Below are 25,493 nucleotides of genomic sequence, written 5' to 3'. Positions count from 1 at the left end.
TCGTCATGAAAGAACGCATTCCCGCCCTTATCGCGCTGTTCATGCTGATTGCACTGGTCATCTCGACATGGTGGGCAGCCGATTACGCACAAAGGGCCATCGACGTGGACCCGCCTGCGCGCAAGACGCGCGAGCCCGATTCCTGGTCAGATAAATTCGTCATGCTCAGCTCCGACGCCAACGGCGTGCCGGTCAACCGTCTGGAAGGCACGCACATGCAGCACTTCCCGTATAACGACAGCTATCTGATCACCGATGCCACGGCCACCGGCCAGCGCCCCAATTCGCCCCGCACGGTTGGCACCGGCGATACCGCAACCATGCTGGATGATGGAAATAAAATTGTCATCCGGGGCAATGCACACCTGCATCGCTTCCCTTATGGCGAAGACAAGGCACTGGACGTACGCAGTGAAGAATTGATCATCTATCCCAATGAAGATATTATTACGACTGACAAACCGGCGCTCGTCATCAACGGCAATTCGCGCATGAATGGCACCGGTATGATGTATAACAACAAAACCAGAAAACTGGACGTTTACTCGTCTTCCGACGTTTCCATTTCGGGGCAGGACAGCAACCGACGTCGAACCACCATCCCAAACAAGCAAGGAACCCCTCCGCAATGAATGCGTCAACTTTGAGAACCTCAACCCTCGCATTATGCCTTGGCCTCTTCCTGCTGGCCGCAGGGCAGACTGTCATCGCGCAGACGCCGCCCAAATCGGCAACCGCGCCCAAGACCGAGGAGCCGGATACCCAGGTTCTGTCCGACACCCTGAGTTATGACGACGCAAAAAAAACCAGCGTATTCACGGGGAATGTCATTCTCACGCGCGGCCTGATGAAACTGACCTCGGACCGGCTGGATTTGCGTGAAGACGCTCAGGGCTTCCAGTATGGCGTAGCCACAGTAGACAAATCCCGCTACGTATTCATCCGCCAGGAACGTCCCGAAAATTACGAAGTGGTGGAAGCCCGCGGAGACCGGGGTGAATACGACGGCAAACTCAACACGGTGAAAATGGTGGGTCATGCTACGGTCACCCGCTTCATTTGCGGCAAACCTTTTGACACGATCAATGGCGAAGTGGTTACCTTCAACAACCAGAACAATACCTATTCAGCGACTGGCGGTCCGACCTCGGCCGCTCAGCCGGGACGGGTGCGCTCCATTGCACAACCGCGGGCAAAAACTGACCAGGCCGTGGCCGAATGCCGCAAGCTGTACAACAACAAGCCAATGCCCAGCTCAATCGCTTCGAAGCCGGCCGCCCCTGGCACGCCAGGCAAAGCAACCCAGAATTAATGCATGAATACTTTATCCAGCTCCAGCCTGCAGACCAATGCCATTGATGGCCTGGGGCAACTGAAGGCCATCGGCCTGCAAAAAATCTATAATGGCCGCAGTGTTGTCCAGGATGTGTCTATTTCCGTATCCAGCGGTGAAGTGGTCGGGCTGCTCGGCCCCAATGGCGCGGGTAAAACCACCAGCTTCTACATGATCGTGGGACTGATTCCGGCCGATTTTGGTCGTATTGAAATTGACGGCCGTGACATTACGTCGCTGCCCATTCACAAGCGCGCTCATCTGGGCCTGTCCTATCTGCCGCAGGACGCATCGGTCTTCCGGCGCCTGTCCGTAGAACAAAATATTCAGGCCGTGCTCGAACTGCAGACCGATCCCGATACCAGCAAGACCCTGACACGTCAGCGGGTTCGCGAGCAACTGGAACTGTTGCTGGACGAATTGCAAATCACCCACATTCGCAAGAATGCCGCCATTTCACTGTCCGGAGGCGAACGCCGCCGGGTGGAAATTGCCCGGGCACTGGCGACCAATCCGCGCTTCATTCTGCTTGACGAGCCTTTTGCCGGGGTCGATCCGATCGCGGTCATCGAAATCCAGCGCATCGTGCGCTTTCTGAAAAGCCGTAATATCGGCGTATTGATTACCGATCACAATGTGCGCGAAACGCTGGGCATTTGCGACCGGGCCTATATTATCAGCACCGGTAAAGTGCTGACCGACGGCGAACCTGATTCGATCATCACCAATCCCGAAGTGCGCAAGGTGTACCTCGGCGAACATTTCAAAATGTAACAGTCATTCAACGAGCGCCCGCCCCTCACGCAGGGGCTCGCTCCCGATTCAGCGCCCAGACAGGGGGCTTGTATAAGTCCAAATAAGGTTTAAACTATCCCTGACGGATCAGAAAAAATCCTTTCATCAACCTGTCATCAAGGAGTCCCTTCCCCTCTCATTTTTTTATCGACGCCCTGATTTTTGTTGAGGCGTCCGCCTATTCAACTTTCAAAAGGAGCACACTATGAATCTTAATATCAGTGGCCATCATGTGGAAATCACCCCTGCCATTAAAGAATACGTAGTGACCAAATTCGCCAAAGTCCTCAGGCACTTCGATCATGTTATTGACACCCAGGTTATCCTGTCCAAGGAGCCCCTCAAGCACAGCGCAGAGGTCACGCTACGCGTACCGGGCAAGGATATCCATTGCGAAGTGACGGACGAGAATCTGTATGCGGCCATTGATCTGCTTTCGGATAAGACCGACAGACAGGTCATCAAATACAAAACGAAAGCGTCAGACCACTCCAATGAATCGGCAAAAAGAATGAGTATCGGCTAGATACGTTGTACTTTTTTCCCGTTTTTTGCGCAAACCCGGCCCGGCGGCCGGGTTTTAGCTTACCCTTCTATTTCTTAATGCAAGAACACCCTATAATCGCGGTATGAATCAACTATCCCGTATCCTTCCGCAGGAAAATATCCTGCTGGATGTTAATGTCACCAGCAAGAAACGCGCCTTTGAACAGGCCGCGCTTCTGTTCGAGAACAATCAGGGCATCGCCCGCTCAACGGTTTTCGATAGTCTGTTTTCGCGTGAACGCCTCGGCTCAACGGCGTTGGGACATGGCGTTGCCGTGCCTCACGGCCGCATCGCCAATCTGAAACAGGCAGTCGCAGCCGTCATGCGCCTCTCCACAGCCATCCCCTTCGATGCGCCCGATGGGCAGCATGTCCAGTTGCTGGTGATCCTGCTGGTGCCTGAAAGCGCAACCCAGCAGCACCTGGAAATTCTGGCGGAACTGGCGCAACTGCTCTCCAGCGGAGAAACGCGCAAGCAATTGCTGGCCAGTCCCAATTCAGAAGGCATTTACGATTTGCTGGCACACCCTGCCGGCGATTGATCAAAGGCACGATCATGCTCAGTATTCAGGATCTGACTGCCGATAACGAAGAAAGCCTGCGCTTTACCTGGATCGCCGGCAAGGAAGGCCGTACGCGCCATATCCAGGATACGATCGTCAACAATACCTCGGCCGCAGACCTGATCGGCCACTTGAACGTTATCCACCCTTCGCGCATCCAGGTTTTTGGGAAGGAAGAGCTCATCTTCTACAACCGCCTCTCTACCGTGCAACGCGAGAAAGTGCTGATTGAACTGGCCGAAGGCGGCGTGCCGGCCGTGATTCTGGCCGAAGGGCTGGATTCCCCACCGGACCTGGTCAGCTTCTGCGCGCGCAGCAAAATCCCCCTGCTGTCCACCCCGGTCGATGCGGCGCACCTGATCGATGTGCTGCGCATCTACCTGAACAAGCGATTTGCCCCCAAAACAACAGTCCATGGCGTTTTCATGGACGTGCTGGGTCTGGGCGTGCTCATCACGGGTGAGTCGGGTCTGGGCAAAAGCGAACTGGCGCTCGAACTTATTTCCCGCGGGCATGGCCTGGTTGCAGACGATGCCGTGGACTTTTCCCGCACCTCACCCACCCTGATCGAAGGCCAGTGCCCCGATTTGTTGCGCAATATGCTTGAGGTGCGTGGCCTGGGCCTGCTGGATATCCGTACGATCTTTGGCGAAACCTCGGTGCGGCGCAAAATGCGCCTTAAGCTCATTGTCCACTTGGTGCGTGCCAATAGCGAGAAATTCGAGCGGCTGCCGATCCAGGATCAGACCCAGGACATGCTGGGCATTCCCATTCGCCGTGTGATGCTGCAGGTCGCGGCCGGCCGCAATCTGGCGGTGCTTGTCGAAGCAGCGGTACGCAATACCATTCTGAAATTACGTGGTATCGACACTCTGGGCGAATTCATGGAACGCCAGGCCGCCGCGATCATGGAAAACAGCAACCTCTGACGAACGCCCCCCCTGCCGGACAGAAAACAAAGCCTTACCGGACCCAATCGACGCCTGCAAGCCGATTCTGTTAAATTTTGTCACGAGTCTATGGTTAAATAGAACGATGAGACACTGATCGCCCGGCCATCACAACGGCAAACGAACCTTTGGCCGCTTTCCGACCTATGTACCGTTTTGTTCAGGATAGATAACTTATTATGCTTCACGTTGTCCTTATCACCGGAATCTCAGGATCAGGAAAATCCGTTGCGCTACGCCAGCTCGAAGACCTCGGTTACTCCTGTATTGATAATCTGCCCGTCAGCCTCTTGCACGATCTGGTTGCCAACGCCAGGGAAAACAGCCTCAAAACAGTAGCTGTTGCAATCGATGTCAGAACGGCGGGCGAATTGGCCAGTCTGCCGGGGGTGATTACGGCACTGCGCAGCATGGGTCTGCCCTTGCAGGTTATCTTTCTGGATTCGGATGACGAGACCCTGATTCATCGTTATTCCGAGTCGCGCCGCAAGCATCCCTTGAGCAACCGGATGCGCGAAACGTCAGGAATTACGCCGTCTCTGGAGGATTGCATTACACACGAACGCAATCTTCTGGCCCCCTTGCGGGAGCAGGAACATGTGATCGATACCTCAGGTCTGACGCCCGGCCAGCTGCGTGCCTGGGTCAAAGATGTGGTCGATCATGAAGAACCAGAGGTACTTTTGACCTTCGAATCCTTCGCCTACAAAAAAGGCGTTCCTAATGACGCGGACCTCGTTTTTGATGTAAGATGCTTGCCTAATCCTCATTACGACAGTAACTTACGCCCACTTACGGGCCGTGATGAACCCGTGGCGGCCTGGCTGGCTCAATTTGACAGCGTGCCCGCCTTAATCAACGATATAGCCGCATATATTGAAAAATGGCTTCCATTATATATGCAGGATACGCGTAGTTATCTCACCGTTGCCATAGGTTGCACCGGTGGTCAGCACCGATCGGTTTACGTAGCCGAGGAACTGGCGAAGCGCTTCAGTTCCTATCACCCTTTACGCGTTAGGCATCGTGCCCAGTTGACACTATGACATGACGAAACGAACAACTTTAATACGAAGTACCGCAGCAACCCTTATTTCCGGCCTTTTTTTGGTGCCGGCTGCCCACGCTACCGGCATCGAAATCCGCGATAATCAGGATTTTTCCGTGCATATGGTGCCCGCCTCGGAAGCGGCCGCACCGGGCGCCAAGGCCAAAAAACAGGCCGCACCCGCACCTGCGCAAAAAATGCGCATTACCGCCAACGGAATCGTGCCGGAATCGGCCGATGATTCTGCCGTGGCTGCCAACCCCGCGCCCGCAGAAAAAAAATCAGCTGCCAGTACGAGCCAGCCAGCTCCTGCGACAGCAGCCGGAACTGAATCGGCTAAGACAGCCTCTGCAGATGCTCGCCGTGGCAGCAGTAAATCTGCCAAGGCTGCCCCTGCCGAGACCCCCGTCACGATTGTGCCGGTAAAACAACTTGCCTCAACCGCCCCTGGCGATCGTAATCAAAGCAACGCCAAAGCGCTGTCCAAATCAGTCCCCAAATCGGAGCAGAAAGACACAAGCCGTCGCACTGCTGCGATCAAACAGGCCGGTAAACCGACTGCAGAAAAAACCACTGCACAAGTCAAGAGCGCCGAGACCGCAACAGCACCGGTTACAGCAGAACCCGCTACACCCGCCATTGATGGCAAACCACAACTGGCCGACGGACTGGCCATGCGCATCACCGAAAACGGCATTATTCCCGAAAGCGAATACAAGCTTCAATTGCCCCAGGAAGACTTCAGCCTGGCTGAACGCGATGCAACCGAAAAGGATCCTGCAAGCGAAGACATTGCGACCAAGGCTCGCAAGGCACTTTCAGGCACCAGCAAGTCCTACACGGTCAAGGGCATCCGCTACAAACCCATGAGTATTGATGAAACGACAGACTTTTCCCAGGAAGGCATTGCCTCCTGGTATGGTCCGGGATTTCATGGCCGTAAAACGGCCAATGGCGAGGTCTACAACCAGAATGCCATGACAGCGGCTCACAAGCGCCTGCCCATTTCATCCTATGTGCGCGTGACCCGCGTCTCAACCGGCAAAAGCATTGTGGTGCGCATCAATGACCGGGGTCCGTTTGTCGGCAACCGGGTAATCGATCTGTCTTACGGTGCCGCCAAGCGCCTGGGCATTGTCAGCCGTGGCAGCGACAAGGTCAAAATCGAGCCGATTTCCAAAGAAGCGGCAGCGGGCGAGCGCAATAGCGAAACCCAGACCAAAGCCAAAAAAATGCTGTAAACACACGGCAAGCCTCAAAACAAAGGCCGTTTCCAGTTCGGGAACGGCCTTTTTGTTTCTTGCACCTGAATTGGAGTGGAAATGAATGGGGGTGGAAAAGCTGGATGCAATCGGGTATGGAAAAGTCGACACAATGGCGTCCAAAAGACGCCATACCCGTTCGGCCCGATTCAATCGGCCTCGCTTGCGTCCCCGTCTTTCAGTTGCAATGCCCGGGCGTACAGCACGTCGCGGGGCAGCCCGCTGAAAGCTGCCAGCATTCGGGCGGTGTCCTTGACCGAATGCGAAATGAGCATGGCCGCTATGATCCGGTCTGCATCGGGATTCAATGTGCCGGCTTCTTTTGCTGCCGATTCGTGGATGATCAGCACAAATTCGCCCATGGTTCGCTGATGGTCGCCGGCAAACCAGTCCGCAAGCTCCCCTGCCGGCACTGTGACAATCTGCTCGAAACGCTTGGTCAATTCACGGGCCACCGTGACCAGCCGGTCATGACCGGCAACCGCAGCAATATCGACTGCCGTGCTGCGCACCCGATGCGGTGATTCAAACAGAATCACGGCTGCCGGCAAGGCGCACCAGGTTTTCAGCCACCCCTGTCTGGCCACGGCCTTGGGCGGTGCGAAACCAGCAAAGACAAAAGACGGGTTTTCATCGCTGGTCGCGCCGCTGCCCATCAAGGCAGCAATCACGGCCGACGGGCCCGGAATGACACGAACCGGCAGGCCCGCCTTGCGAATTTCACTGACAATGCGTCCGCCCGGGTCGCTGACCGCCGGGGCGCCTGCATCCGAAATCAGCGCCACCCGCTGCCCGTCCTGAAGATGACGCAAGACGGTTGCCGCTGCCTGCGCCTCGTTGTGGCGGTGAGCGGACATCATGGGGGTATCAATGCCCCAGGCATTGAGCAAGACCCGCGACGAGCGCGTATCCTCTGCCGCAATCACATCTGCCTTGCGTAATGCAAACAGCGCGCGGGGGGATAAATCGGCCAGATTGCCGATCGGGGTGGCCACGACATAAAGACAGCCGGCAGGCCAATCCTGACTGCCCAATTCGTGCAACACCCGCTGCCATCGCCCCTCATCGAATTGTCCACTTTCTGTCGTCATGTGCGTCTCTGTATGAAAAAATACCTTATCGCCATTATCCCTGATCGCGCCGCGCGCCCCGCGTATCCGCGTATCCCCCTCGAAAAAACCCGCCATACCATGACGATGTCGCATACCTCAACCATTACAGAGAGCCGTGCGGACGAGCCCACGGCCTTTACCCTGGCAAATGCCGCCCAGCGCAAGCTGCAAACGCGGCGACGGCGCCGATCCGGTGTATCTGCGCACAGGCGGCAGGCATCCCCTCCTGCGCGTCGGCTCTCACCCTCACAAGTGCGCGGCCTGCAGGCCGAGGCACGGGCGATTGAATGGCTGCAGGCGCGCGGCCTGACTCTGCTGGCCACCAACCTGCGTTGCCCGTACGGTGAACTGGACGCCGTATTTCGTGCCGATATGGATGTCATGGTGATTGTGGAAATCCGGCATCGCCGCAAGGCGCGGCACGGTGGTGCCGCCGCCAGCATCACTCCAGCCAAGCAGCAGCGTGTACGCACGACGGCGGCCTGGCATCTGCCGCGCCTGACTGCACTGGCCTTTGGCGGCAAAACACCACGCTGTCGCTTTGACGCCGTGTGCATCGAAGGCGACACGCTCAACTGGCTGCAGGCCGCCTTCTAGCAGTGCAAAACCCGTTACAATCGGTTTTGCAGACTCTGCGAACCCGCTTTTTACCCCCTCTCAGCTATCCGTCTTGCGGCTTTGCCCCATGCGGTTTTTTTTTACACGTGCGATAATACCGTTATGGACATTTCTTCCCGCATTTCATTTCATTTCGACGATTCGGCCCGTGTCGTGTCGCAGAGCCACCAGGCCCTGGCTGCGCCGCTGGCCGCCGCCATCGAGATGCTGGTCAACACGATCAGCAATAACGGTAAGGTGCTGGCCTGCGGCAACGGCGGCTCGGCGGCCGATGCCCAGCATTTTATCGCTGAACTGGTCGGCCGCTTCGAACGCGATCGTATCCCTTTCGCCGGTATTTCGCTCAACACCGACACCTCTATCCTCACGGCGGTCGGCAACGACTACGGTTTTGACAATATCTTCGAGCGACAGGTCCAGGCGCTTGGGCAGCCCGGCGACGTGCTGGTGGCCTTTACAACCAGCGGCAACTCGGCCAACGTCATCAAGGCCATTCGCGCGGCACACGAACGTGAAATGCATGTAATCGCCCTGACCGGCAAAAAAGGCGGCAATGTAAACAGCCTGCTGACCGATCAGGATGTGCATCTGTGCGTGCCTCATGACCGCACTATGCGTATTCAGGAAGTGCACTCGCTGGCACTTCACATTCTGTGCGATGGCATTGACGCCATGTTACTTGGAGATTCCGAATGAGTGTATCGCGCTCCTTTTCCCTGTCCCGCCCGGCTGCTGCATTGGTGGCCGTTTCCCTGTCATGCTCCCTGCTGGCTGGCTGCGTGCCGCTGGTGGTCGGCGCGGCGGCCGGCGGAACTGCCATCGTGGCGGTTGACCGTCGCTCGGCCGGCATTCAGCTGGTTGACAAGAATATTGAACGACGCACCCAGAACACCATTAACGAAAGCATCGGCGAAGCCGGTCGCGTGATCGTGTCTTCCTATAACCAGCGTGTGCTGCTTACAGGCGAAGTACCCACCGAAGCGGCCAAACAGTCAGCCGAAACCATGGCCCGCAATGCCACAGATGTCAAACGCGTTGACAATCAGCTGACGGTTGGCCCCCGCGCCTCATTCAGCACACGCAGCAACGAAACCTGGCTGACTTCTCGCGTCAAAGCGGAACTTTTAGCCACCAAAGAGGTCCCATCAGGCACCATCAACGTAATCACTACCCGTGGGGTTGTGTATCTGATGGGTCAGGTCACCGATCTTGAAGGGCAGCGCGCGGCATCGGCTGCGGCGGGTGTCAGCGGCGTCAGCCGGGTTATCAAGGTATTCGACATTGTTTCCGGCAGCAGCGTGACGCCGTCAGGCCGGGCCACCGGTACCCCGACAACGGTTCCCGGCACCGAAACCAACCCTTCTTCAGGCGGTGTGCAAACCTTCCCCCTGGAATAAACCCATATCATGAAAAAATTCGTTCTTCCTGCTGTCGTTGCTGTTGCCGCCGTGGTCGGCGGCTTCATGATGACCTCGTCCAGCGCGGCACCTGATGTCAAATTCACGGCACTCGACGGCAAGACTTTCCAGACGACCGACCTCAAGGGCAAGGTCGTTCTGGTCAAGTTCTGGGCAACCAGTTGCGTTACCTGTATCGCGCAAATGCCCGACACCATCAAGTACTATGACACCTATCACGACAAAGGTTATGAAACCGTTGCCGTCGCCATGTCGTATGATCCGCCGGATTTCGTGAAAAACTACACGGCAGACAAAAAACTGCCCTTTACCGTCGTTCTGGATCGCGATGGCAGCGCTGCCAAAGCCTTTGACGATATCAAATTTACACCCGTATCGTTCCTGCTGGATCGCCAGGGCAATATTGTCAAACGCTACATTGGCAATTACGATAAGCAAGATTTCATCAAGACGCTGGAAAATACCCTGGCACAAAACTAATCTGTAAACGCGAGCGAGCATGTCTGACACCCCCCTGGATATCAATGCAGTCCCACCCGCGGTCAAGGCCGACATTATTTCCGAGTCGCTGCCCTATATCCGGAAATTTCACGGCAAGACCGTCGTGATCAAATACGGCGGCAACGCCATGATCGAAGAGAATCTGCAACGCAGTTTTGCCCGGGATGTCGTGCTGCTCAAGCTGATCGGCTTAAATCCCGTGGTCATTCACGGGGGCGGCCCGCAAATCGACAGCGCACTCAAGCGCCTGGGCAAGGAAGGCAATTTCATCCAGGGCATGCGCGTCACCGACGCCGACACCATGGAAGTCGTGGAGTGGGTGCTGGGTGGTCAGGTGCAGCAGGACATCGTCATGATGATCAACGAAGCCGGTGGCAAGGCCGTAGGCCTGACCGGCAAGGACGGCGGCCTGATCCAGGCGCGCAAAAAGCTGATGCCCAACAAGGAGCAACCCGATTCTCCACTGGATATCGGTTTTGTCGGCGATATTTCCAGCATTGATCCTTCTGTGGTCAAAGCCCTGCAGGATGACCAGTTCATTCCTGTGATCTCGCCCATTGGCTACGATGCAGAAGAAGGCGATGTCTACAATATCAATGCCGATGTCGTCGCCGGCAAAATGGCCGAAGTGCTGCAGGCCGAAAAACTGCTGATGATGACTAACACGCCCGGTGTGCTGGACAAATCCGGCCAATTGCTGCGCAAACTGTCGGCCAAGACCATAGACGAACTGTTTGAGGATGGCACCATTTCCGGCGGCATGCTGCCGAAAATCTCTTCCGCCCTGGATGCCGCCCGCAATGGCGTCAATTCGGTTCATGTTGTCGATGGCCGCGTGCCGCACTGCCTGTTACTGGAAATTCTGACCGACAAGGGCGTCGGCACCATGATCACTTCATGATCCAACCTGCGACGCGGCATCGCGTTGCAGGCATCAGGACAGCGGCATGATCTGCACGCCGCTCATCAAACCCCTGCAACCTCTCGTTCACCATGCCCGCACCCCGCGGGTGTGGCTGTTTGACCTGGACAACACCCTGCACGATGCCTCGCATGCCATTTTTGGTCATATCAACCAGAGCATGACGCGCGCCGTCATGCAATCGCTGGATATTGACGAAGACGAAGCAACGATATTGCGCAAGAAATACTGGGCACGCTATGGTGCGACACTGATCGGCATGGTGCGGCACCATAATGTCAACCCCAGGGATTTTCTGCATTTAAGTCATGATTTTGATATCGCCGGCAGCACCCGGATAGAAAAGAATCTGTCTGAGATGCTCAACGCCGTCCCCGGCATTAAATACGTGGTCACGAACGCGCCCATGCATTACGCCCGGATTGTTCTGGAACGACTGAAGGTGCGTCACTGCTTCGCCGGGATTTGTTCCATCAATGAGATGTGCCTGCAGGGGCGGTTTCGTCCCAAACCCTCCCTGGCCCTGATGCGGCAATTACTGGTACAGCTCCAGTGCGAGCCGACCCGTACCATTCTGGTCGAAGACACGCTGAAAAATCTGAAATCCGCCAAGCAATTGCACATGAAAACCGTGCATATTTTCCACCGGGGCACGCCCTTCAGCTCCATGCAGCGCATGCGACCGGCCTATGTGGACCTGCGCGTCAATTCTGTGCAGCAATTGCTGACCCACCCGTTCGCGCTTGGGAGCTGATTACGGTCCTTTAATCGAGCAGACTACAGACTCGTCTTCAGAAACAACCCCGATGGCGGTCTGCATGCATGATCTGCGCGTTGGAAACCCGCCTGCATGACCTGCCCCGATCTCTGACTTTACTTGCGATCAAGCTCCTGATTCAACCGAGCCGCAGGCACATACCCGTTGACACGGTTGCCGCTTTCAAAAAAGATGGCAGGGGTACCCTGCACCGCAAGTTTACGACCCAATTCCAGATTTTTTTCAATCGGTGTCTCGCACGTCGCTTCTGCAGGCACCGTACCCTTGTTCATCCAGTCCGTCCAGACGGTGGCCTGATCCTTGGCACACCACACATTGGTGGCCTTGGTCACTGAATCGGGAGCCAGAATCGGAAACAGGAACGTGTACACGGTTACGTTGTCCAGCGCTTTGAGCTCCTGATGCAGCTTCTTGCAATAACCGCAATTGGGATCCTCGAACACCGCCATTTTGCGCGCGCCGTTACCCTTGACCAGCTTGACGGCCTGCTCCAGCGGCAGCGTGGAAAAATCAACCTTGGAGATTTCCTCGACGCGCTCGGTCGTGATATCACGCCGGGTCTTGGCATCTACCAGATTGCCGGCCAGTACAAACTCGGCGTTTTCGTTGGTGTAGACGATATTGTTACCCAGCTGCACTTCATACAGATTGGCGTAATCAGTCGCCTGCACCTTGGTAACATCCACGTCGAACGCTTTGCCGACGGCGGTACGAATGCGTTCCAGTTTTGCGGTGTCCGCTTTCTGGGACGTCGACGCCGGGGCGGCTGATGCTGGCTGTGCCTGCACGGCGGGAACGGCGAAAACAGATGCCGTCGCCATCAGTAAACCCGCCATCGCAATCTGGCGGCAATGACGCGCACGCCATACGTTGGTAAGCTTAAATTTCATTCTTCTACATCCTCACTTCATAAAACCATGACCTGGCGTTTCTGCCAGCAAGACCTTGCGCATCGCGCGCAAGACGTGATCCGTCACCGGATTGATCAAAACCCCGACGCCCCTGCAATCAGGCGTCGTTTTACCCAGGGCAGTTGCTGCACCAGTTTCATGCCCGCATTGCGCAACAGAGGCAGAGCGGGCAGATCATGCGCGAACAGCCGGTACAGGCCATCGGTCGCCAGCCGCATCGCCATCACGTCGGCCGCGCGGGTGCGGGCATAGCGTTCGAGCACGCGCAGATCGCCATAAGGGCGAAATGCTTCCTTCCCGGCCAGTACCTGCGCCAGCACCTTGACATCCACCAGCCCGAGATTGAGCCCCTGACCGGCCAGCGGATGCACCCGATGCGCGGCATCTCCCACCAGGGCCACACCGGAGGCGACCGACTGGGCTTTTTCCAGCGTCAGCGGAAACCCATGCAGCGGACTGCGCACGGTTAGCTTACCGAGGCAGCCCGCAGCCACCCGATTCAGCGCCTCGGGCAGTGCCCGGGCAAGCGCCGCTTCATCCATCTGCAAATAGCGATCTGCGGTGGCGTCATCAACCGACCATACCAGGGATACCTGATGCCCTTCACTCGTGTCGGGCATGGGCAAAAATGCCAGCACATGATGATCCGAAAACCATTGATACGCGGTGTTCTGATGGGGCTTCTCGCAAGTCAGGTGCGTCACCAGACCTTTGTCGCCGTACTCCCGTTTCTGGTGCGTCATGCCCGCAGCGGTGCGCAGCGGTGATCGGGCACCATCGGCGCCGATAAACAGCGACGCCTGCATCACCTGACCACGACCGGTGGTAATCTGTCCATCCTGCCAGGATCGCATGGTGTCATCGATCCAGGGCACGCCGTAAATCGCCAGCGCCTGGAACAGCGCGCGTTCGATTTCCCCCGACTCCACAATCCATGCCAAATGCGGCTGAGCCGCCTGCCAGGCATCCAGCACAACCTGCCCGTCCCGATCGCCATTGACCTGCATTGCATCGACGGCGGTAATGCGCTCTTGCGGCATGGCATCCCAGATGCCCAGCGAAGCAAGAAACGCCTGGCTGGCCTGCGAAATGGCATAGACGCGGGCATGATACTGTTCCGCCGGCATGGCAAGCGGCGCTCTTTTGGGCGCGACCAGCGCCACATTGATTCTGGCTCTTGTCAGCGCCAGCGCCGTGGCCATGCCGACAATGCCGGCTCCGCAGACAATCACATCGTACTTCATCGCGCCTCCGGTACCCCGGCATCGCGTGGCCACAAAATCCACACCCGGCCGGTCTGTTTCATACGGCCAGCCAGTTCACCGGCCGCATCGCCTGAACCCCAGAAAAAGTCCGTGCGCGCCACACCCTTGATGGCAGCGCCTGTATCCTGAGCAAACACCACCCGCTGCAGGGGCTGAGTTGAATGGGGGCGCGTCGTTGCCAGAAACAGCGGACTGCCCAGCGGTACGTAATTGGGGTCCACGGCGACTGCACGTTCGGCCACCAGGGGAATACCGTAGGCACCTTTGGGGCCGGCAGCGTCATCCGACAGCGCTTCTTCCCGGAAAAAAACCATGGCCTGGTTGGCATTGAGCATTTCCTCGACGCGATCAGGATGCGCCCTGGCCCATGCCTTGATATTTTGCATATTGGCCTGTGCCAGCGGCAACTCGCCTTTGTCGGCCAGCCATTTGCCGATCGAACTATAAGGGCGGCCGTTGTGGTTGTCATACGCCAGGCGAATCGTGCTGCCGTCGTCCAGTTGCACCCGACCCGATCCTTGCACCTGCAGGAAGAACGCCTCGACGGGATCATTCAGCCAGACAATAACAGGCGGCTTGGTATCACGCTGCCCAATCTGGGCGCGGGTATCGTACGGGACGATATTTTTGCCCACCAGCCTGCCGCGTATGCGCTTGCCCGCCAGTTCCGGATACTGCTGGCCCAGATCAATGGACAGCAGATCATCGGGCGTGGCATACATGGGCCACTGATAGTCCCCGCCCTGCGAGCGGGAGCCGTGCACGACCGGCTCATAATAGCCCGTGACGGTATTGGTGTTTTTGCCGTTTTCCGTGACTTCCCACGGTTGCAGATACTGTTCCAGAAAAGCCTTCACCGTAGCCGCATCATCGCTGCGCGGGTCAATACCCGATTGGGCGGCCGCCTGACAGACCGGTTGCCAGACAGCCGGCGCTGCGCGTGCCGGCATGGCTTTGGAACCACTGACCGGACGCATCAGGCCGCGACAATTGTTATAGAAAGTCAGCCACAAATGACGCGCATCGTCCTGCTGCCAGCCCGGCAGCGAGGACCAGTTCACCTGATGATATTGGCCCGCCAGCGGTCGTGGCGACGTGGGCGCAAAAGCGGACCGGTCGGGCACTTGCAGCGGATCGGTCATGGAAAAAGCCGGGGTCGACGAGGACGTGCCCGACTCCTGTGTGGCGCAACCGGCCAGCAATACAACAAGCGCCGCGAAAGCCGCAGGCAGCAACCGGTTCTGGGTTCCTGGATTTCTCATATTTCCGTATCCAAAAAATGGAAGAAAAAGCATGGCCGGCACAAGCCCTGGGCCAGCCCTGTCACATCAGTGCAGTGTCCTGGGGAGCGTCAAAACGAATTCGGGAATATCCACTTCAAACGGCACGCCGTTTTCGCCCACGCAATGATAGCTGCCCTTCATGGTGCCCAGCGGCGTATTCAGCGGGCAGCCGCTGGTGTATTCGTAAACATCTCCTGCTGCGATCAGGGGCTGTTCGCCGACAATACCCAGACCGCGCACCTCCTGCACGTTTTCATCGCCATCGGTAATCACCCAGTGGCGACTGATGACCTGCGCGGCGGCAGAGCCGGTGTTGCGAATGCGCACCGTATAGGCGAAGACATACTGCGAGCGCGATGGGTCGGACTGTTCTTCAAGATAGCGCGGCGTCACTTCCACCGTCATTGTATTTACCATTCGTGGCGTATCCCCGGAAAGCTGAACGAGTTTGTATGGAATAATAGAGCCTCATTGTACTTCGTGCGCCCGGTTACAGGAGAAAAACGCCGTCATGGAATTACAACCCGTTACCCGCATCGCCCCCAGCATTCTGTCCGCTGATTTTGCCCGTCTGGGCGAAGAGGTCAGAAATGTCATCAGCGCCGGTGCCGACTGGATTCATTTCGATGTCATGGACAATCACTATGTGCCCAACCTGACCATCGGCCCCATGGTGTGCAAGGCTATTCGTCCCTGTACCGACGCCCCTATCGACGTGCATCTCATGTGCGAACCTGTCGATGATCTGATCCCCCAGTTTGCCCAGGCCGGCGCAAACATCATTTCGTTTCACCCCGAAGCTTCGCGTCATGTGGACCGTTCGCTGTCGCTGATCCGCGACCATGGCTGCAAGGCCGGGCTGGTTCTCAATCCGGCAACACCCCTGTCCGTCCTGGATCACGTCATGGACCGCATCGATCTGATCCTGCTGATGTCAGTCAATCCGGGCTTCGGCGGACAATCATTCATTCCTTCCACACTGGACAAGCTGCGCGCCACCCGCCTGCGTATTGATGCGTGGCAGGAAAAAACGGATAGCACCATTCTTCTTGAAGTGGATGGCGGTGTCAAAACAGACAATATTGCGCAGATCCACGAAGCCGGCGCCGACACCTTCGTAGCCGGATCGGCCATTTTCGGGCAGAAAGACTACGCAGGCGTCATCGCCGCCATGCGCGAGCAAATTGCCGGAGTGCACCGTTCATGAGTATTCAGGCAGCCCTGCTCGACCTTGATGGCACGCTGGTCGATTCCATTCCCGATCTGGCGCGCGCGGCCAACGCCATGCGTATCAAACTCGGCCTGCCGCCGCTGCATCAGGAACTGATCGCCCAGTTTGTGGGCAAAGGCATCGATCATCTTGTGCGCCGTGCCATGACCGGCGGCGATAATGATGCATCAGTCACCGACGAGGCTTTCATCGTTGCCCGCGAGCATTTCGTCGATGCCTATCACCAGGTCAACGGTGACCATGCCACTGTATTCGAAGGCGTGATCGACGGGCTCAAGGCCATGAAAACCGCGGGTATCCGCCTGGCCGTGGTCACCAATAAACCCAGTGTATTTACCGAGCAACTGTTGATTCAAACCGGCTTGCGTTCCTTTTTTGATGCGGTGGTGTCCGGCGATACCTGCCCCACCAAAAAGCCCGACCCGGGTCCGGTGTTGCATGCCTGCTCGCTGTTGAATGCCGAACCTGCCGACTGTATTTTCATTGGCGACTCCATCAACGACGCGCTTGCCGCCCAGGCCGCCGGCATGCCGGTTCTGGTTGTGCCTTATGGTTACAACGAAGGAAACAGTGTACAAAACCTGAAAGTCAATGATATAGTAGAGTCTGTTGTCGAAGCGGCAGAGTGGATTGAACGCCATAATGCAGCCATCGACCCGGCCTGATGAATGAATTGCTGCTGTACCCGTCGTCGTGCAAACGCTTTTTTATAAGTCTGGCTTGTAGAATTTATAGACGCTGATTTCTTTACCTAATGACCGCATACTCCCTTTATACCCGCTCTGCCCTGGTCGCCATGTATTGGCGCTGGTGGCGTTCGCTTGCCGGGAGTGTCACTCATTAGACTGTTCCGGATGCCGCATCCTACTTGCATCCGTAATTCGTAGTCAGTTCACACCATACCCGGTAATCCCTTAAACAGGACCGGGTATTTTTGTATCTGCCCGGTCATTCAGGAAAACACACCCAGAGACCTTTATGATGACTGAAATTGAATTTAACGCGCTGGCGGCGCAAGGCTTTAACCGCATCCCGATCATCAAGGAAACCTACGCCGATCTTGATACCACCTTGGGCATCTATCTGAAGCTGGCCCACACAGGCAAAGAAGCCGGTCGCATGACCTGCCTGCTCGAATCGGTAGTCGGTGGCGAACAGTTTGGCCGCTATTCCTTCATCGGCCTGCCGGCCAAAACCGTGATTCGCGCCACCGGCGAGCTGACCGAAGTGCTGACGCACGGCGAAGTGACTGAAACCTATCACGGCGACCCGCTTACCTTCATCCAGGAATTCAAAAAACGCATCAAGGTGGCGCTGCGCCCCGGCATTCCCCGCTTCGCGGGCGGCCTGGCAGGCTATTTCGGTTACGACACCATCCGCCACATCGAACCGTCTCTGGGCCCCAACGTGAAGCCCTACCCCCACGGACAGAAGGAAGGCGTGCCCGACATCATGCTGATGCAGGTCGACGAACTGGTCATTGTCGATAACGTCATCGGCCGCACCTACCTCATGATCTACGCAGACCCCAACGAACCCGAGAGCTACAGCAAAGCCCAGAAACGCCTGCTCGAACTGCGCGCCCGCCTGCGCCACCCGGTAGAAATTCCATACAGCCTGCCCAGCCTGCAAACATCGGAAATCCGCGACTTCAAAAAAGAAGACTATCTGAAGGCAGTGCTCAAAGCCAAGGAATACATCGCTGCCGGCGATCTGATGCAGGTGCAGGTCGGTCAAGTCATTGCCAAACCGTTCCGCGATTCACCCCTCTCGTTGTACCGGGCCCTGCGCTCTCTGAACCCTTCTCCCTACATGTACTTCTGGAACTTCGGCGACTTCCATGTTGTGGGTTCATCGCCCGAAATTCTGGTGCGCCAGGAAACGTTCACCGAGAACGCACAGGAGAAAACCGCCATTACCATTCGTCCTCTTGCAGGCACGCGCAAGCGCGGTGAAACGCCGGAAGAAGATGCAGCACTGGCTACTGAACTGAAGGCCGATCCAAAGGAAATTGCCGAGCATGTCATGCTGATCGATCTGGCACGCAACGACGTCGGACGCGTGGCGGAAATCGGCTCGGTCGAAGTGACTGACCAGATGGCCATTGAACGCTATTCCCATGTGATGCACCTGGTCTCCAATGTGAAAGGCATCCTGAAACCCGGCATGGACGCCATAGACGTACTGCGTGCCAGCTTTCCGGCCGGCACCCTGACCGGCGCACCCAAGGTGCGCGCCATGGAACTCATCGACGAACTGGAACCCGTGCGTCGCGGCATCTACGGCGGTGCGGCAGGCTATCTGAGCTACAACGGCACCATGGATGTGGCCATCGCCATCCGTACAGGCGTCATCAAAAACGGCATGCTTTATGTCCAGGCCGCGGCCGGCATTGTGGCCGACTCCGACCCCGAAAAAGAATGGCAGGAAACCGAGGCCAAGGCCCGCGCCGTGCTGCGCGCCGCCGAACAAGTGCAATACGGTCTGGACCAACCCATCTGAGGAACTGTCATGCTGCTCATGCTCGATAATTACGATTCGTTTACCTACAATCTGGTGCAATATTTCGGCGAACTCGGCCAGGATGTGCACGTGGTGCGCAACGACCAGATGACGGTCCAGGAAATTGCGGCGCTCAACCCCGCACGCCTGTGCGTTTCCCCCGGTCCATGCTCGCCTGCCGAAGCCGGCGTGTCCGTGGAACTGATCAAACACTTTGCCGGCAAAATCCCGGTACTGGGCGTATGCCTGGGACATCAGTCTATCGGCGCCGCCTTTGGTGGCAAAATTATCCGTGCCAAACAGATCATGCACGGAAAAACCTCAGAGATCACGCATGACGGATCGCCTCTGTTCCGCGGCCTGCCCTCCCCCCACACCGTGATTCGCTATCACTCCCTGGCCATCGAACGCGCTTCGCTGCCAGACTGCCTGCGCGTGACCGCTGAAACAGCCGATGGCGAAATCATGGCCGTGGAGCATACCAGTCTGCCTGTCTACGGCGTTCAGTATCACCCTGAATCCATCCTTAGCGAACACGGTCATGCTCTGTTGCAAAACTTTCTGGACATTCAGTCATGACCATTTCCTACTCAGAAGCCCTGACGCGCTGCATTGAGCATCGCGAAATTTTCCACGACGAAATGTTGTTTTTGATGCGCCAGCTGATGCGCGGTGAAGTGCCTGCCCCCATCGCCAGCGCCCTGTTGATGGGACTGCGCGTCAAAAAAGAAACCATCGGCGAAATTACTGCGGCCGCCACTGTCATGCGCGAGTTTGCCACGCCGGTTAATATCAGTAACCCGGAGAATCTGCTGGACATGTGCGGCACCGGCGGCGATGCCAGTCACACCTTCAACATTTCCACCACCGCCATGTTTGTTGCAGCGGCCGGGGGCGTGCGCATTGCCAAGCATGGCAACCGCAGTTCGTCCTCGTCCTCGGGCAGCGCCGATGTACTGGAGGCCCTGGGCATCAACGTCATGCTCTCGCCCGAACAGGTGGCCGAGTGCGTGGAGCAGACAGGCATTGGCTTTATGTTTGCACCGGCTCACCATGGCAGCATGAAGAACGTGGCAGAGATACGGAAAATGCTCGCGGTACGCACTATTTTCAATATCCTGGGCCCCCTCACCAATCCTGCCAACGCCGGCAATCAGTTGATGGGCGTCTTTCACCCCGACCTGGTCGGCATCCAGGTACGGGTATTGCAGCAACTGGGCTCCAAACATGTGTTGATTGTTCATGGCAAAGACAACCTGGATGAAGCCTCGCTGGGGGCAGCCACATTGGTGGGCGAACTCAAGGACGGCAAAGTCAGCGAATACGAAATCCACCCGGAAGACTTCGGCATGCAGATGGTTTCCATCCGCAATATCACCGTCAGCAACCGTGAAGAGTCGCGTGACCTGGTCATGAGCGCCCTGAACAACGAAGAAGGCACGGCCAGGGACATTGTCGTGCTGAACGCAGGTCTGGCCATTTACGCAGGCAACCAGGCGGCGACCATGCAGGAAGGGATCAATAAAGCACGCGAACTGATCAAATCCGGCGCCGCACGTGATAAATTAGAGACATTCCGTGCCTATACCAGGAAGTTCACCTCATGAACGATATTCTCGAACAGATTCTCAGCGTCAAAAAAGAAGAAGTGGCCATGCAGCGCCAGTTTCGCAGCGAAGCCGATTTGCTGCGCGAAGCCCAGGCGCGCAAGGACGTTCGTGGTTTTGCCAATGCCCTGCGCGACAAAATCAAGCAGAAAAAAACAGCGGTGATTGCCGAAGTAAAAAAGGCCTCGCCTTCCAAAGGTGTGATCCGGCCCGATTTCAATCCCGCTGAAATTGCTCACACGTATGCCGCGCATGGCGCGACCTGCCTGTCGGTGCTGACCGATGTACAGTTTTTTCAGGGTTCCAGCGACTATCTGCGCCAGGCGCGTGCCGCCTGCCCGCTGCCGGTGCTGCGCAAGGACTTCATGATTGATCCCTATCAGATCATCAATGCCCGTGCGCTGGGCGCCGACTGCATCCTATTGATTGTGGCTGCCCTGCCTGCCGATCAGTTACTGGAAATGGAAACGGTCGCTCATGAACTGGATATGGATGTCCTCATTGAAGTGCATGACCGTGCCGAGCTGGATATTGCACTTGACATGAAATCGTCGCTGATCGGCATCAACAACCGCAACCTGCGAACCTTCGAGACCTCACTGCAAACCACGCTCGATCTGCTGCCGCATATTCCCCATGGTCGCGTTGTGATCACCGAGAGTGGTATCCATTCGCAGGACGATGTACGCCGCATGCACGACAATGATGTATACGGCTTTCTGATAGGCGAGGCGTTCATGCGTGAAACCGATCCGGGCGTTGCGCTCGAATCGTTTATTGTGAATGCTTAAGGCGCATGATGTTGTTTACCGGAGCAATTGATGATGCCGGCCAACGCTGATTGCCCCCTATGCAACGGTCATGGCGAAACGGTGCTGTACCGCAACGCTTTCCTGCGCGTGATCAATGCACAGGACCCTGACTACCCCGCATTTACGCGGGTGATACTGAATCGCCATGTCCAGGAAATGACTGATCTGAATCAGGCCGAACGTCATGGCCTGATGAGCGCAGTCTATCTGGTCGAAGCCCTGCAACGCCGCCATTTTCAGCCCGCAAAAATTAACCTGGCGCAATTTGGCAACATGGTGCCGCATTTGCACTGGCACATCATTCCCCGTTTTGCCGACGACCGGCATTTTCCGAACCCGGTCTGGGGCATGCCCCGTGAGGAAGCCTGTGTGCCTGACAGCGACGAGGCCCGGGATTGTGTCAGCCGCGTTGCGCACGTCGCGCAGCAGTTACCGGCCTATCATCAGGCAATCGGCGAGACGTTTTTGCCGCTTTTTGGCGACACGGACGGCACGCTGCCCGATCAGGCCGACGTTGAACAAACCCTGCTCAAAATCGCTGACCTCTGACGTCGCTGCGACACCACAAGCCGGCTTGCACGAATAATTCTTGCATTCTAGGGAAAATACTTATATAATCATATTCTTTGCAGCGAATTGAATGTATTTTCGCTGCCTGGCTTATTAATCAAAAGCCGCCATCGCTCCTACCTCCAGACCCGCATGCGTATTTTCCTCTGTCATGCAACGGTTGATCCGGTCGGCTCGATGCTCCGATCAACGATTCGTCTGGCTATTTCCCATTCGTTTGTTCATCCAGATCAGTAAAGCGCAGATAATGCATGGTGCATCTCTGCAAGACTTTGCTGCGTGACAGAATTGTCTGTTCATCCTGTTTGCCGATGGCGTTACCCATCGGGCAGCCGGTGTATTGTTGCAATCGCCCGGCGGTCAAAACCAGAATCAACTGCCTTCTGTCCTGCTGATGAACAGGCTTGCCTGACACCTAATTAGGATTACAAATGTCATTTGATACACTGGGTCTTGCTCCCGTCCTTCTTGCTGCGCTTAATAAAGCCGGCTTCTCCGAACCCACGCCTGTGCAAACCGCAGCAATCCCTAAAGCCCTCGAAGGCCACGATCTGATTGTGTCTGCACAGACCGGTAGCGGCAAAACAGCGGCATTCATGCTGCCTTCTCTGCACCGCATTGCCGGCATGCCTGGCAACAAGGGCGTGGGCGTTCAGGTATTGGTTCTGACCCCCACCCGCGAGCTGGCTCTGCAAGTGGCCGAAGCTACCAAATCATACGGCGCCGGCATTAATGACCTGCGTATTGCAACTGTGGTTGGCGGCATGCCTTACGGCGCCCAGATCAAGGCCCTGTCCCGCCGTGTCGACGTACTGGTCGCCACACCTGGCCGTCTGATCGATCACCTGAATGCCCGCCGGGTCAATCTGTCTCGCGTTCACACGCTGGTGCTGGACGAAGCCGACCGCATGCTGGACATGGGTTTCATTGACGATATCGAAAGCATCGTCGCACAGACGCCAGGCGATCGCCAGACCCTGATGTTTTCAGCCACATTCGAAGGCACGGTTGCCCGGATGGCCGCAGAGATGCTGAACAATCCTCAGCGCATCGACATTGCCAGCCAGAAACAGAAACACGCCAACATTACCCAGACACTGCTTTACGCAGACGACAGCGGCCATAAATTGCGCCTGCTGGGCCACCTGTTGCGCGACGCCTCCATGGATCAGGCCATCGTCTTTACCTCTACCAAACGCGGCGCAGATGCGCTTGCCGAACGCCTGGAAGATGAAGGCTTTGCCGCCTCTGCCCTGCACGGTGATATGAATCAGCGTCAGCGTACCCGCACCCTGGGCATGCTGCAAAAAGGCCGTCTGCGCGTCCTGGTCGCCACCGACGTCGCCGCCCGCGGCATTGATGTCCAGGGCATCAGCCACGCCATCAACTTTGATCTGCCGATGCAGGCCGAAGACTACGTTCACCGTATCGGCCGCACCGGTCGTGCCGGTCGCAATGGTCAGGCTTTCACACTGGCAACACACGGCGAACGTCATAAAATCCGCCGCATCGAACAGTTCACCGGCCAGCCCATGCCCGCCGAAGTCATTCCCGGCCTGGAGCCTGTCAAGTCTGCCGAAAGCGGTCGTGGCGCCGGCGGCAAGGGTCGCGGCGGCAAACCCGGTGGTTCACGCTCTGGTCGCCCAGGCGGTTATTCACGTGAGAAAGACCACGCTCGCAGTGGCTTCAGCCACCGCAAGGGCGGCAGCGCACCTTCTTATGGCGCCCGCGAAAACAGCCGCTTTGCCGATGACCGTTCTGAACGCGCCCGTCCGGCCAAATCCTACGATGCACCACGTGAATCACTGATTGACCGCGCGGCCAGCTCTCTGTCGCGCAACCCGTTTTCTTCTGATCGTCCACGGTCTGAAAAAAGTGGTTTCGTCAAATCCGAGACATATGCAGCGCCTCGTAAACCCCGCACGGAATTTGCACCGGCACCATCGCGCAAGCCACGTCCAAGCACCCGCTCCGACGGCGACGGCTTTCGTGGCGATCGCGCCGGCCGTTCCGACAAGCCCGGTTTCTCACGCAATAAAAAGAAACCCGGTTCATCACGCGCCTGGGTGTAAGCCTTTATAATGCACTTTCCCGAAGTCTAGTTGGAAAGATATGCGTGCAAACCCAGTCGCCCCTGCGCTGCCCCAAATTCAGGAAGCAGCGCAGCGCTATAGCGAAAACGCCCGGCAGCAGCTTGCCGGGCTTATTAATGAAGCCGGCCCCCAGGGGCTGCCCTTTTCGCGCTGGATGCACGCCGCATTGTATGACCCACTGGCCGGCTACTATGCCGGCGCTCCCCTCAAATTCGGCGACCCCTCTGCCGTCGCAGGCGCTGCCCTGCAGGGTGATTTTGTCACGGCACCGCAGCTGACCCCCTGGTTCGGCCGCGCGCTGGCCCGGCAAATCAGTCCCATTCTTTCATCTCTTGGCACGCCCCACATTCTGGAGTTCGGCGCCGGTTCCGGCGCACTGGCCGAGCATTTGTTGCACGCCCTGCTGCCCGACTTCCCGGATCTTCGCTATTTCATTCTGGATGTCTCACCGGATCTTGCGCAACGGCAACAGCGGCGACTTGCGCCATTCGCCAACCACGTGCAATGGCTGGACAGCCTGCCGCAAGCCTTTGAAGGTTGCGTCATCGCCAACGAAGTGCTCGATGCCATGCCCGTCTCGCTGTTCGAATGGGGCGAAGATGAAAATGTGTATGAACTTCATGTCGTCAACCGGGACGATAAGGATCAGGATAACGAGGCATTGCCGGAGGATAGCCGTCATTCGCCCCTATCGGGCGCTGACAGTGCCGACGACCCGCCCGCGTCCGGATTTGAGTTTCTGCGTGTCCCGGCAAGCCCGGCTCTGGATCAGGCCGTCCGCGCCCGCATGCCGGCCCTGCCCGGCTATCGTTCCGAAATCAATCTGCAGGCCGAATCCTGGGTAACCGGCATGGGACAATGGCTGGCACGCGGTGTGGCTCTGCTCATCGATTACGGCTTTCCCGCACACGAGTATTACCACCCACAACGCAGCCAGGGCACGCTCATGTGCCACCTGCTGCATCACGCGCACAGTCATCCACTGCTGTATCCGGGCATTCAGGACATTACGGCCCACGTTGACTTTACCGCCATGGCTGACGCTGCGCTGGCCGGTGGACTGGAAGTGCTGGGTTATACCTCCCAGGCTCGTTTCCTGCTCAATTGCGGCCTGCTTCAGATGCTGGGTGAACTGGACGCCAGCGATACAGCGAACTACGCTCGCCAGATCGGACCCGTACAAAAACTGCTGTCGGAAGCGGAAATGGGAGAACTATTCAAAGTGCTGGCCATCGGCAAACAGGTCGATCTGGATCTGCTCGGCTTTGCGACCGGAGACCGTCGTCATCGCCTTTAAATCATCATTTGAAAGCGGATCGACATTGTGTTTGGTCCGACTCCGGCAAAAGGTGATCGATACCACATCGCAAAAG

General features: G+C 57.1%; 28 protein-coding genes. 23 read left to right on the top strand and 5 right to left on the bottom strand.

The window, feature by feature from the left end; all coding sequences use genetic code 11:
• Nucleotides 1–5: 5 nt before the first annotated feature.
• The 8 genes from lptC to W822_RS46680 all read left to right on the top strand — a co-directional run bounded on the left by lptC (nt 6) and on the right by W822_RS46680 (nt 6,476).
• The gene (gene lptC / locus W822_RS33410; RefSeq protein ID WP_024004981.1) at nt 6–632 is read left to right on the top strand and encodes an LPS export ABC transporter periplasmic protein LptC; all 627 of its coding nucleotides are present in this window, start codon (nt 6–8) and stop codon (nt 630–632) included.
• Nucleotides 629–1,312 (top strand): lipopolysaccharide transport periplasmic protein LptA, encoded by a 684-nt coding sequence (gene lptA / locus W822_RS33405; protein WP_024004980.1) that lies wholly within the window; start codon nt 629–631, stop codon nt 1,310–1,312. The genes lptC and lptA overlap by 4 nt, the downstream gene beginning before the upstream one ends.
• A gap of 3 nt (nt 1,313–1,315) precedes the next feature.
• Nucleotides 1,316–2,107, top strand: coding sequence for an LPS export ABC transporter ATP-binding protein (lptB, locus tag W822_RS33400; protein WP_024004979.1), 792 nt, complete (start codon nt 1,316–1,318; stop codon nt 2,105–2,107).
• Nucleotides 2,108–2,333: 226 nt separating this feature from the next.
• On the top strand, nt 2,334–2,654 hold the full coding sequence (gene hpf, locus W822_RS33395; protein ID WP_024004978.1) for a ribosome hibernation-promoting factor, HPF/YfiA family: 321 nt from the start codon (nt 2,334–2,336) through the stop codon (nt 2,652–2,654).
• Nucleotides 2,655–2,757: 103 nt separating this feature from the next.
• A complete protein-coding gene (locus tag W822_RS33390) occupies nt 2,758–3,216 on the top strand; it encodes a PTS sugar transporter subunit IIA (protein WP_024004977.1) in 459 nt (152 codons plus the stop codon).
• A 14-nt stretch (nt 3,217–3,230) separates the two neighbouring features.
• Nucleotides 3,231–4,166: an HPr(Ser) kinase/phosphatase gene (gene hprK, locus W822_RS33385; protein ID WP_024004976.1), complete on the top strand. Its 936-nt coding sequence runs from the start codon at nt 3,231–3,233 to the stop codon at nt 4,164–4,166.
• 200 nt (nt 4,167–4,366) lie between these two features.
• A complete protein-coding gene (rapZ, locus tag W822_RS33380; RefSeq protein WP_024004975.1) occupies nt 4,367–5,233 on the top strand; it encodes an RNase adapter RapZ in 867 nt (288 codons plus the stop codon).
• Between the two features lies 1 nt (nt 5,234).
• The gene (locus W822_RS46680) at nt 5,235–6,476 is read left to right on the top strand and encodes a septal ring lytic transglycosylase RlpA family protein (protein ID WP_051401656.1); all 1,242 of its coding nucleotides are present in this window, start codon (nt 5,235–5,237) and stop codon (nt 6,474–6,476) included.
• 170 nt (nt 6,477–6,646) lie between these two features.
• Here the strand turns inward: W822_RS46680 and rsmI are convergent, their stop codons facing one another.
• Nucleotides 6,647–7,588 (bottom strand): 16S rRNA (cytidine(1402)-2'-O)-methyltransferase, encoded by a 942-nt coding sequence (rsmI, locus tag W822_RS33375; RefSeq protein ID WP_024004973.1) that lies wholly within the window; start codon nt 7,586–7,588, stop codon nt 6,647–6,649.
• 12 nt (nt 7,589–7,600) lie between these two features.
• Here rsmI and W822_RS0123500 point away from each other — a divergent pair, with 12 nt between their 5' ends.
• The 6 genes from W822_RS0123500 to W822_RS33350 all read left to right on the top strand — a co-directional run bounded on the left by W822_RS0123500 (nt 7,601) and on the right by W822_RS33350 (nt 11,822).
• A complete protein-coding gene (locus W822_RS0123500) occupies nt 7,601–8,206 on the top strand; it encodes a YraN family protein (protein WP_024004972.1) in 606 nt (201 codons plus the stop codon).
• A gap of 123 nt (nt 8,207–8,329) precedes the next feature.
• A complete protein-coding gene (locus W822_RS33370; protein WP_024004971.1) occupies nt 8,330–8,923 on the top strand; it encodes a phosphoheptose isomerase in 594 nt (197 codons plus the stop codon).
• A complete protein-coding gene (locus W822_RS33365; RefSeq protein ID WP_024004970.1) occupies nt 8,920–9,624 on the top strand; it encodes a BON domain-containing protein in 705 nt (234 codons plus the stop codon). The genes W822_RS33370 and W822_RS33365 overlap by 4 nt, the downstream gene beginning before the upstream one ends.
• A gap of 9 nt (nt 9,625–9,633) precedes the next feature.
• Complete coding sequence (locus W822_RS33360; RefSeq protein ID WP_024004969.1) at nt 9,634–10,125, top strand: peroxiredoxin family protein; 492 nt, start codon at nt 9,634–9,636, stop codon at nt 10,123–10,125.
• Between the two features lie 19 nt (nt 10,126–10,144).
• Complete coding sequence (gene argB, locus W822_RS33355) at nt 10,145–11,047, top strand: acetylglutamate kinase (protein WP_024004968.1); 903 nt, start codon at nt 10,145–10,147, stop codon at nt 11,045–11,047.
• 46 nt (nt 11,048–11,093) lie between these two features.
• Entirely contained in the window at nt 11,094–11,822 is a 729-nt protein-coding gene (locus tag W822_RS33350) for a pyrimidine 5'-nucleotidase (RefSeq protein ID WP_024004967.1), read from the top strand.
• A gap of 119 nt (nt 11,823–11,941) precedes the next feature.
• Here the strand turns inward: W822_RS33350 and W822_RS33345 are convergent, their stop codons facing one another.
• From W822_RS33345 to apaG, 4 genes are all read right to left on the bottom strand, one after another.
• A complete protein-coding gene (locus W822_RS33345) occupies nt 11,942–12,736 on the bottom strand; it encodes a DsbC family protein (protein WP_024004966.1) in 795 nt (264 codons plus the stop codon).
• A 95-nt stretch (nt 12,737–12,831) separates the two neighbouring features.
• The gene (locus W822_RS33340; protein ID WP_024004965.1) at nt 12,832–14,001 is read right to left on the bottom strand and encodes an FAD-dependent monooxygenase; all 1,170 of its coding nucleotides are present in this window, start codon (nt 13,999–14,001) and stop codon (nt 12,832–12,834) included.
• Entirely contained in the window at nt 13,998–15,284 is a 1,287-nt protein-coding gene (gene mltA, locus W822_RS33335) for a murein transglycosylase A (RefSeq protein WP_024004964.1), read from the bottom strand. The genes W822_RS33340 and mltA overlap by 4 nt, the downstream gene beginning before the upstream one ends.
• Before the next feature lie 66 nt (nt 15,285–15,350).
• A complete protein-coding gene (apaG, locus tag W822_RS33330) occupies nt 15,351–15,722 on the bottom strand; it encodes a Co2+/Mg2+ efflux protein ApaG (RefSeq protein ID WP_024004963.1) in 372 nt (123 codons plus the stop codon).
• 94 nt (nt 15,723–15,816) lie between these two features.
• Here apaG and rpe point away from each other — a divergent pair, with 94 nt between their 5' ends.
• The 9 genes from rpe to W822_RS33285 all read left to right on the top strand — a co-directional run bounded on the left by rpe (nt 15,817) and on the right by W822_RS33285 (nt 25,417).
• A complete protein-coding gene (gene rpe / locus W822_RS33325) occupies nt 15,817–16,512 on the top strand; it encodes a ribulose-phosphate 3-epimerase (protein WP_024004962.1) in 696 nt (231 codons plus the stop codon).
• Complete coding sequence (locus tag W822_RS33320; RefSeq protein WP_024004961.1) at nt 16,509–17,201, top strand: phosphoglycolate phosphatase; 693 nt, start codon at nt 16,509–16,511, stop codon at nt 17,199–17,201. The genes rpe and W822_RS33320 overlap by 4 nt, the downstream gene beginning before the upstream one ends.
• Before the next feature lie 316 nt (nt 17,202–17,517).
• The gene (gene trpE / locus W822_RS33315; protein ID WP_024004960.1) at nt 17,518–19,038 is read left to right on the top strand and encodes an anthranilate synthase component I; all 1,521 of its coding nucleotides are present in this window, start codon (nt 17,518–17,520) and stop codon (nt 19,036–19,038) included.
• Between the two features lie 9 nt (nt 19,039–19,047).
• Nucleotides 19,048–19,617, top strand: a complete 570-nt coding sequence (locus tag W822_RS33310; RefSeq protein WP_024004959.1) for an aminodeoxychorismate/anthranilate synthase component II — start codon at nt 19,048–19,050, stop codon at nt 19,615–19,617.
• Nucleotides 19,614–20,645 carry an anthranilate phosphoribosyltransferase gene (gene trpD, locus W822_RS33305; RefSeq protein WP_024004958.1) on the top strand — a complete coding sequence of 344 codons (1,032 nt, stop codon included), beginning with the start codon at nt 19,614–19,616 and terminating at the stop codon, nt 20,643–20,645. The genes W822_RS33310 and trpD overlap by 4 nt, the downstream gene beginning before the upstream one ends.
• A complete protein-coding gene (trpC, locus tag W822_RS33300; RefSeq protein ID WP_024004957.1) occupies nt 20,642–21,436 on the top strand; it encodes an indole-3-glycerol phosphate synthase TrpC in 795 nt (264 codons plus the stop codon). Before trpD ends, trpC begins: the two co-directional genes overlap by 4 nt.
• A 30-nt stretch (nt 21,437–21,466) precedes the next feature.
• Nucleotides 21,467–22,006: an HIT family protein gene (locus W822_RS45820; RefSeq protein ID WP_024004956.1), complete on the top strand. Its 540-nt coding sequence runs from the start codon at nt 21,467–21,469 to the stop codon at nt 22,004–22,006.
• A 452-nt stretch (nt 22,007–22,458) separates the two neighbouring features.
• The gene (locus W822_RS33290) at nt 22,459–24,099 is read left to right on the top strand and encodes a DEAD/DEAH box helicase (protein ID WP_024004954.1); all 1,641 of its coding nucleotides are present in this window, start codon (nt 22,459–22,461) and stop codon (nt 24,097–24,099) included.
• Between the two features lie 40 nt (nt 24,100–24,139).
• Complete coding sequence (locus W822_RS33285) at nt 24,140–25,417, top strand: class I SAM-dependent methyltransferase (RefSeq protein WP_024004953.1); 1,278 nt, start codon at nt 24,140–24,142, stop codon at nt 25,415–25,417.
• Nucleotides 25,418–25,493: the final 76 nt, after the last annotated feature.

This window comes from Advenella kashmirensis W13003, from assembly GCF_000506985.1.
In the GTDB taxonomy this organism is placed as follows: domain Bacteria; phylum Pseudomonadota; class Gammaproteobacteria; order Burkholderiales; family Burkholderiaceae_B; genus Advenella; species Advenella kashmirensis_A.
Note: the sequence above shows the minus strand (reverse complement) of the source record. Positions and strands in the feature narration are given on the sequence as shown.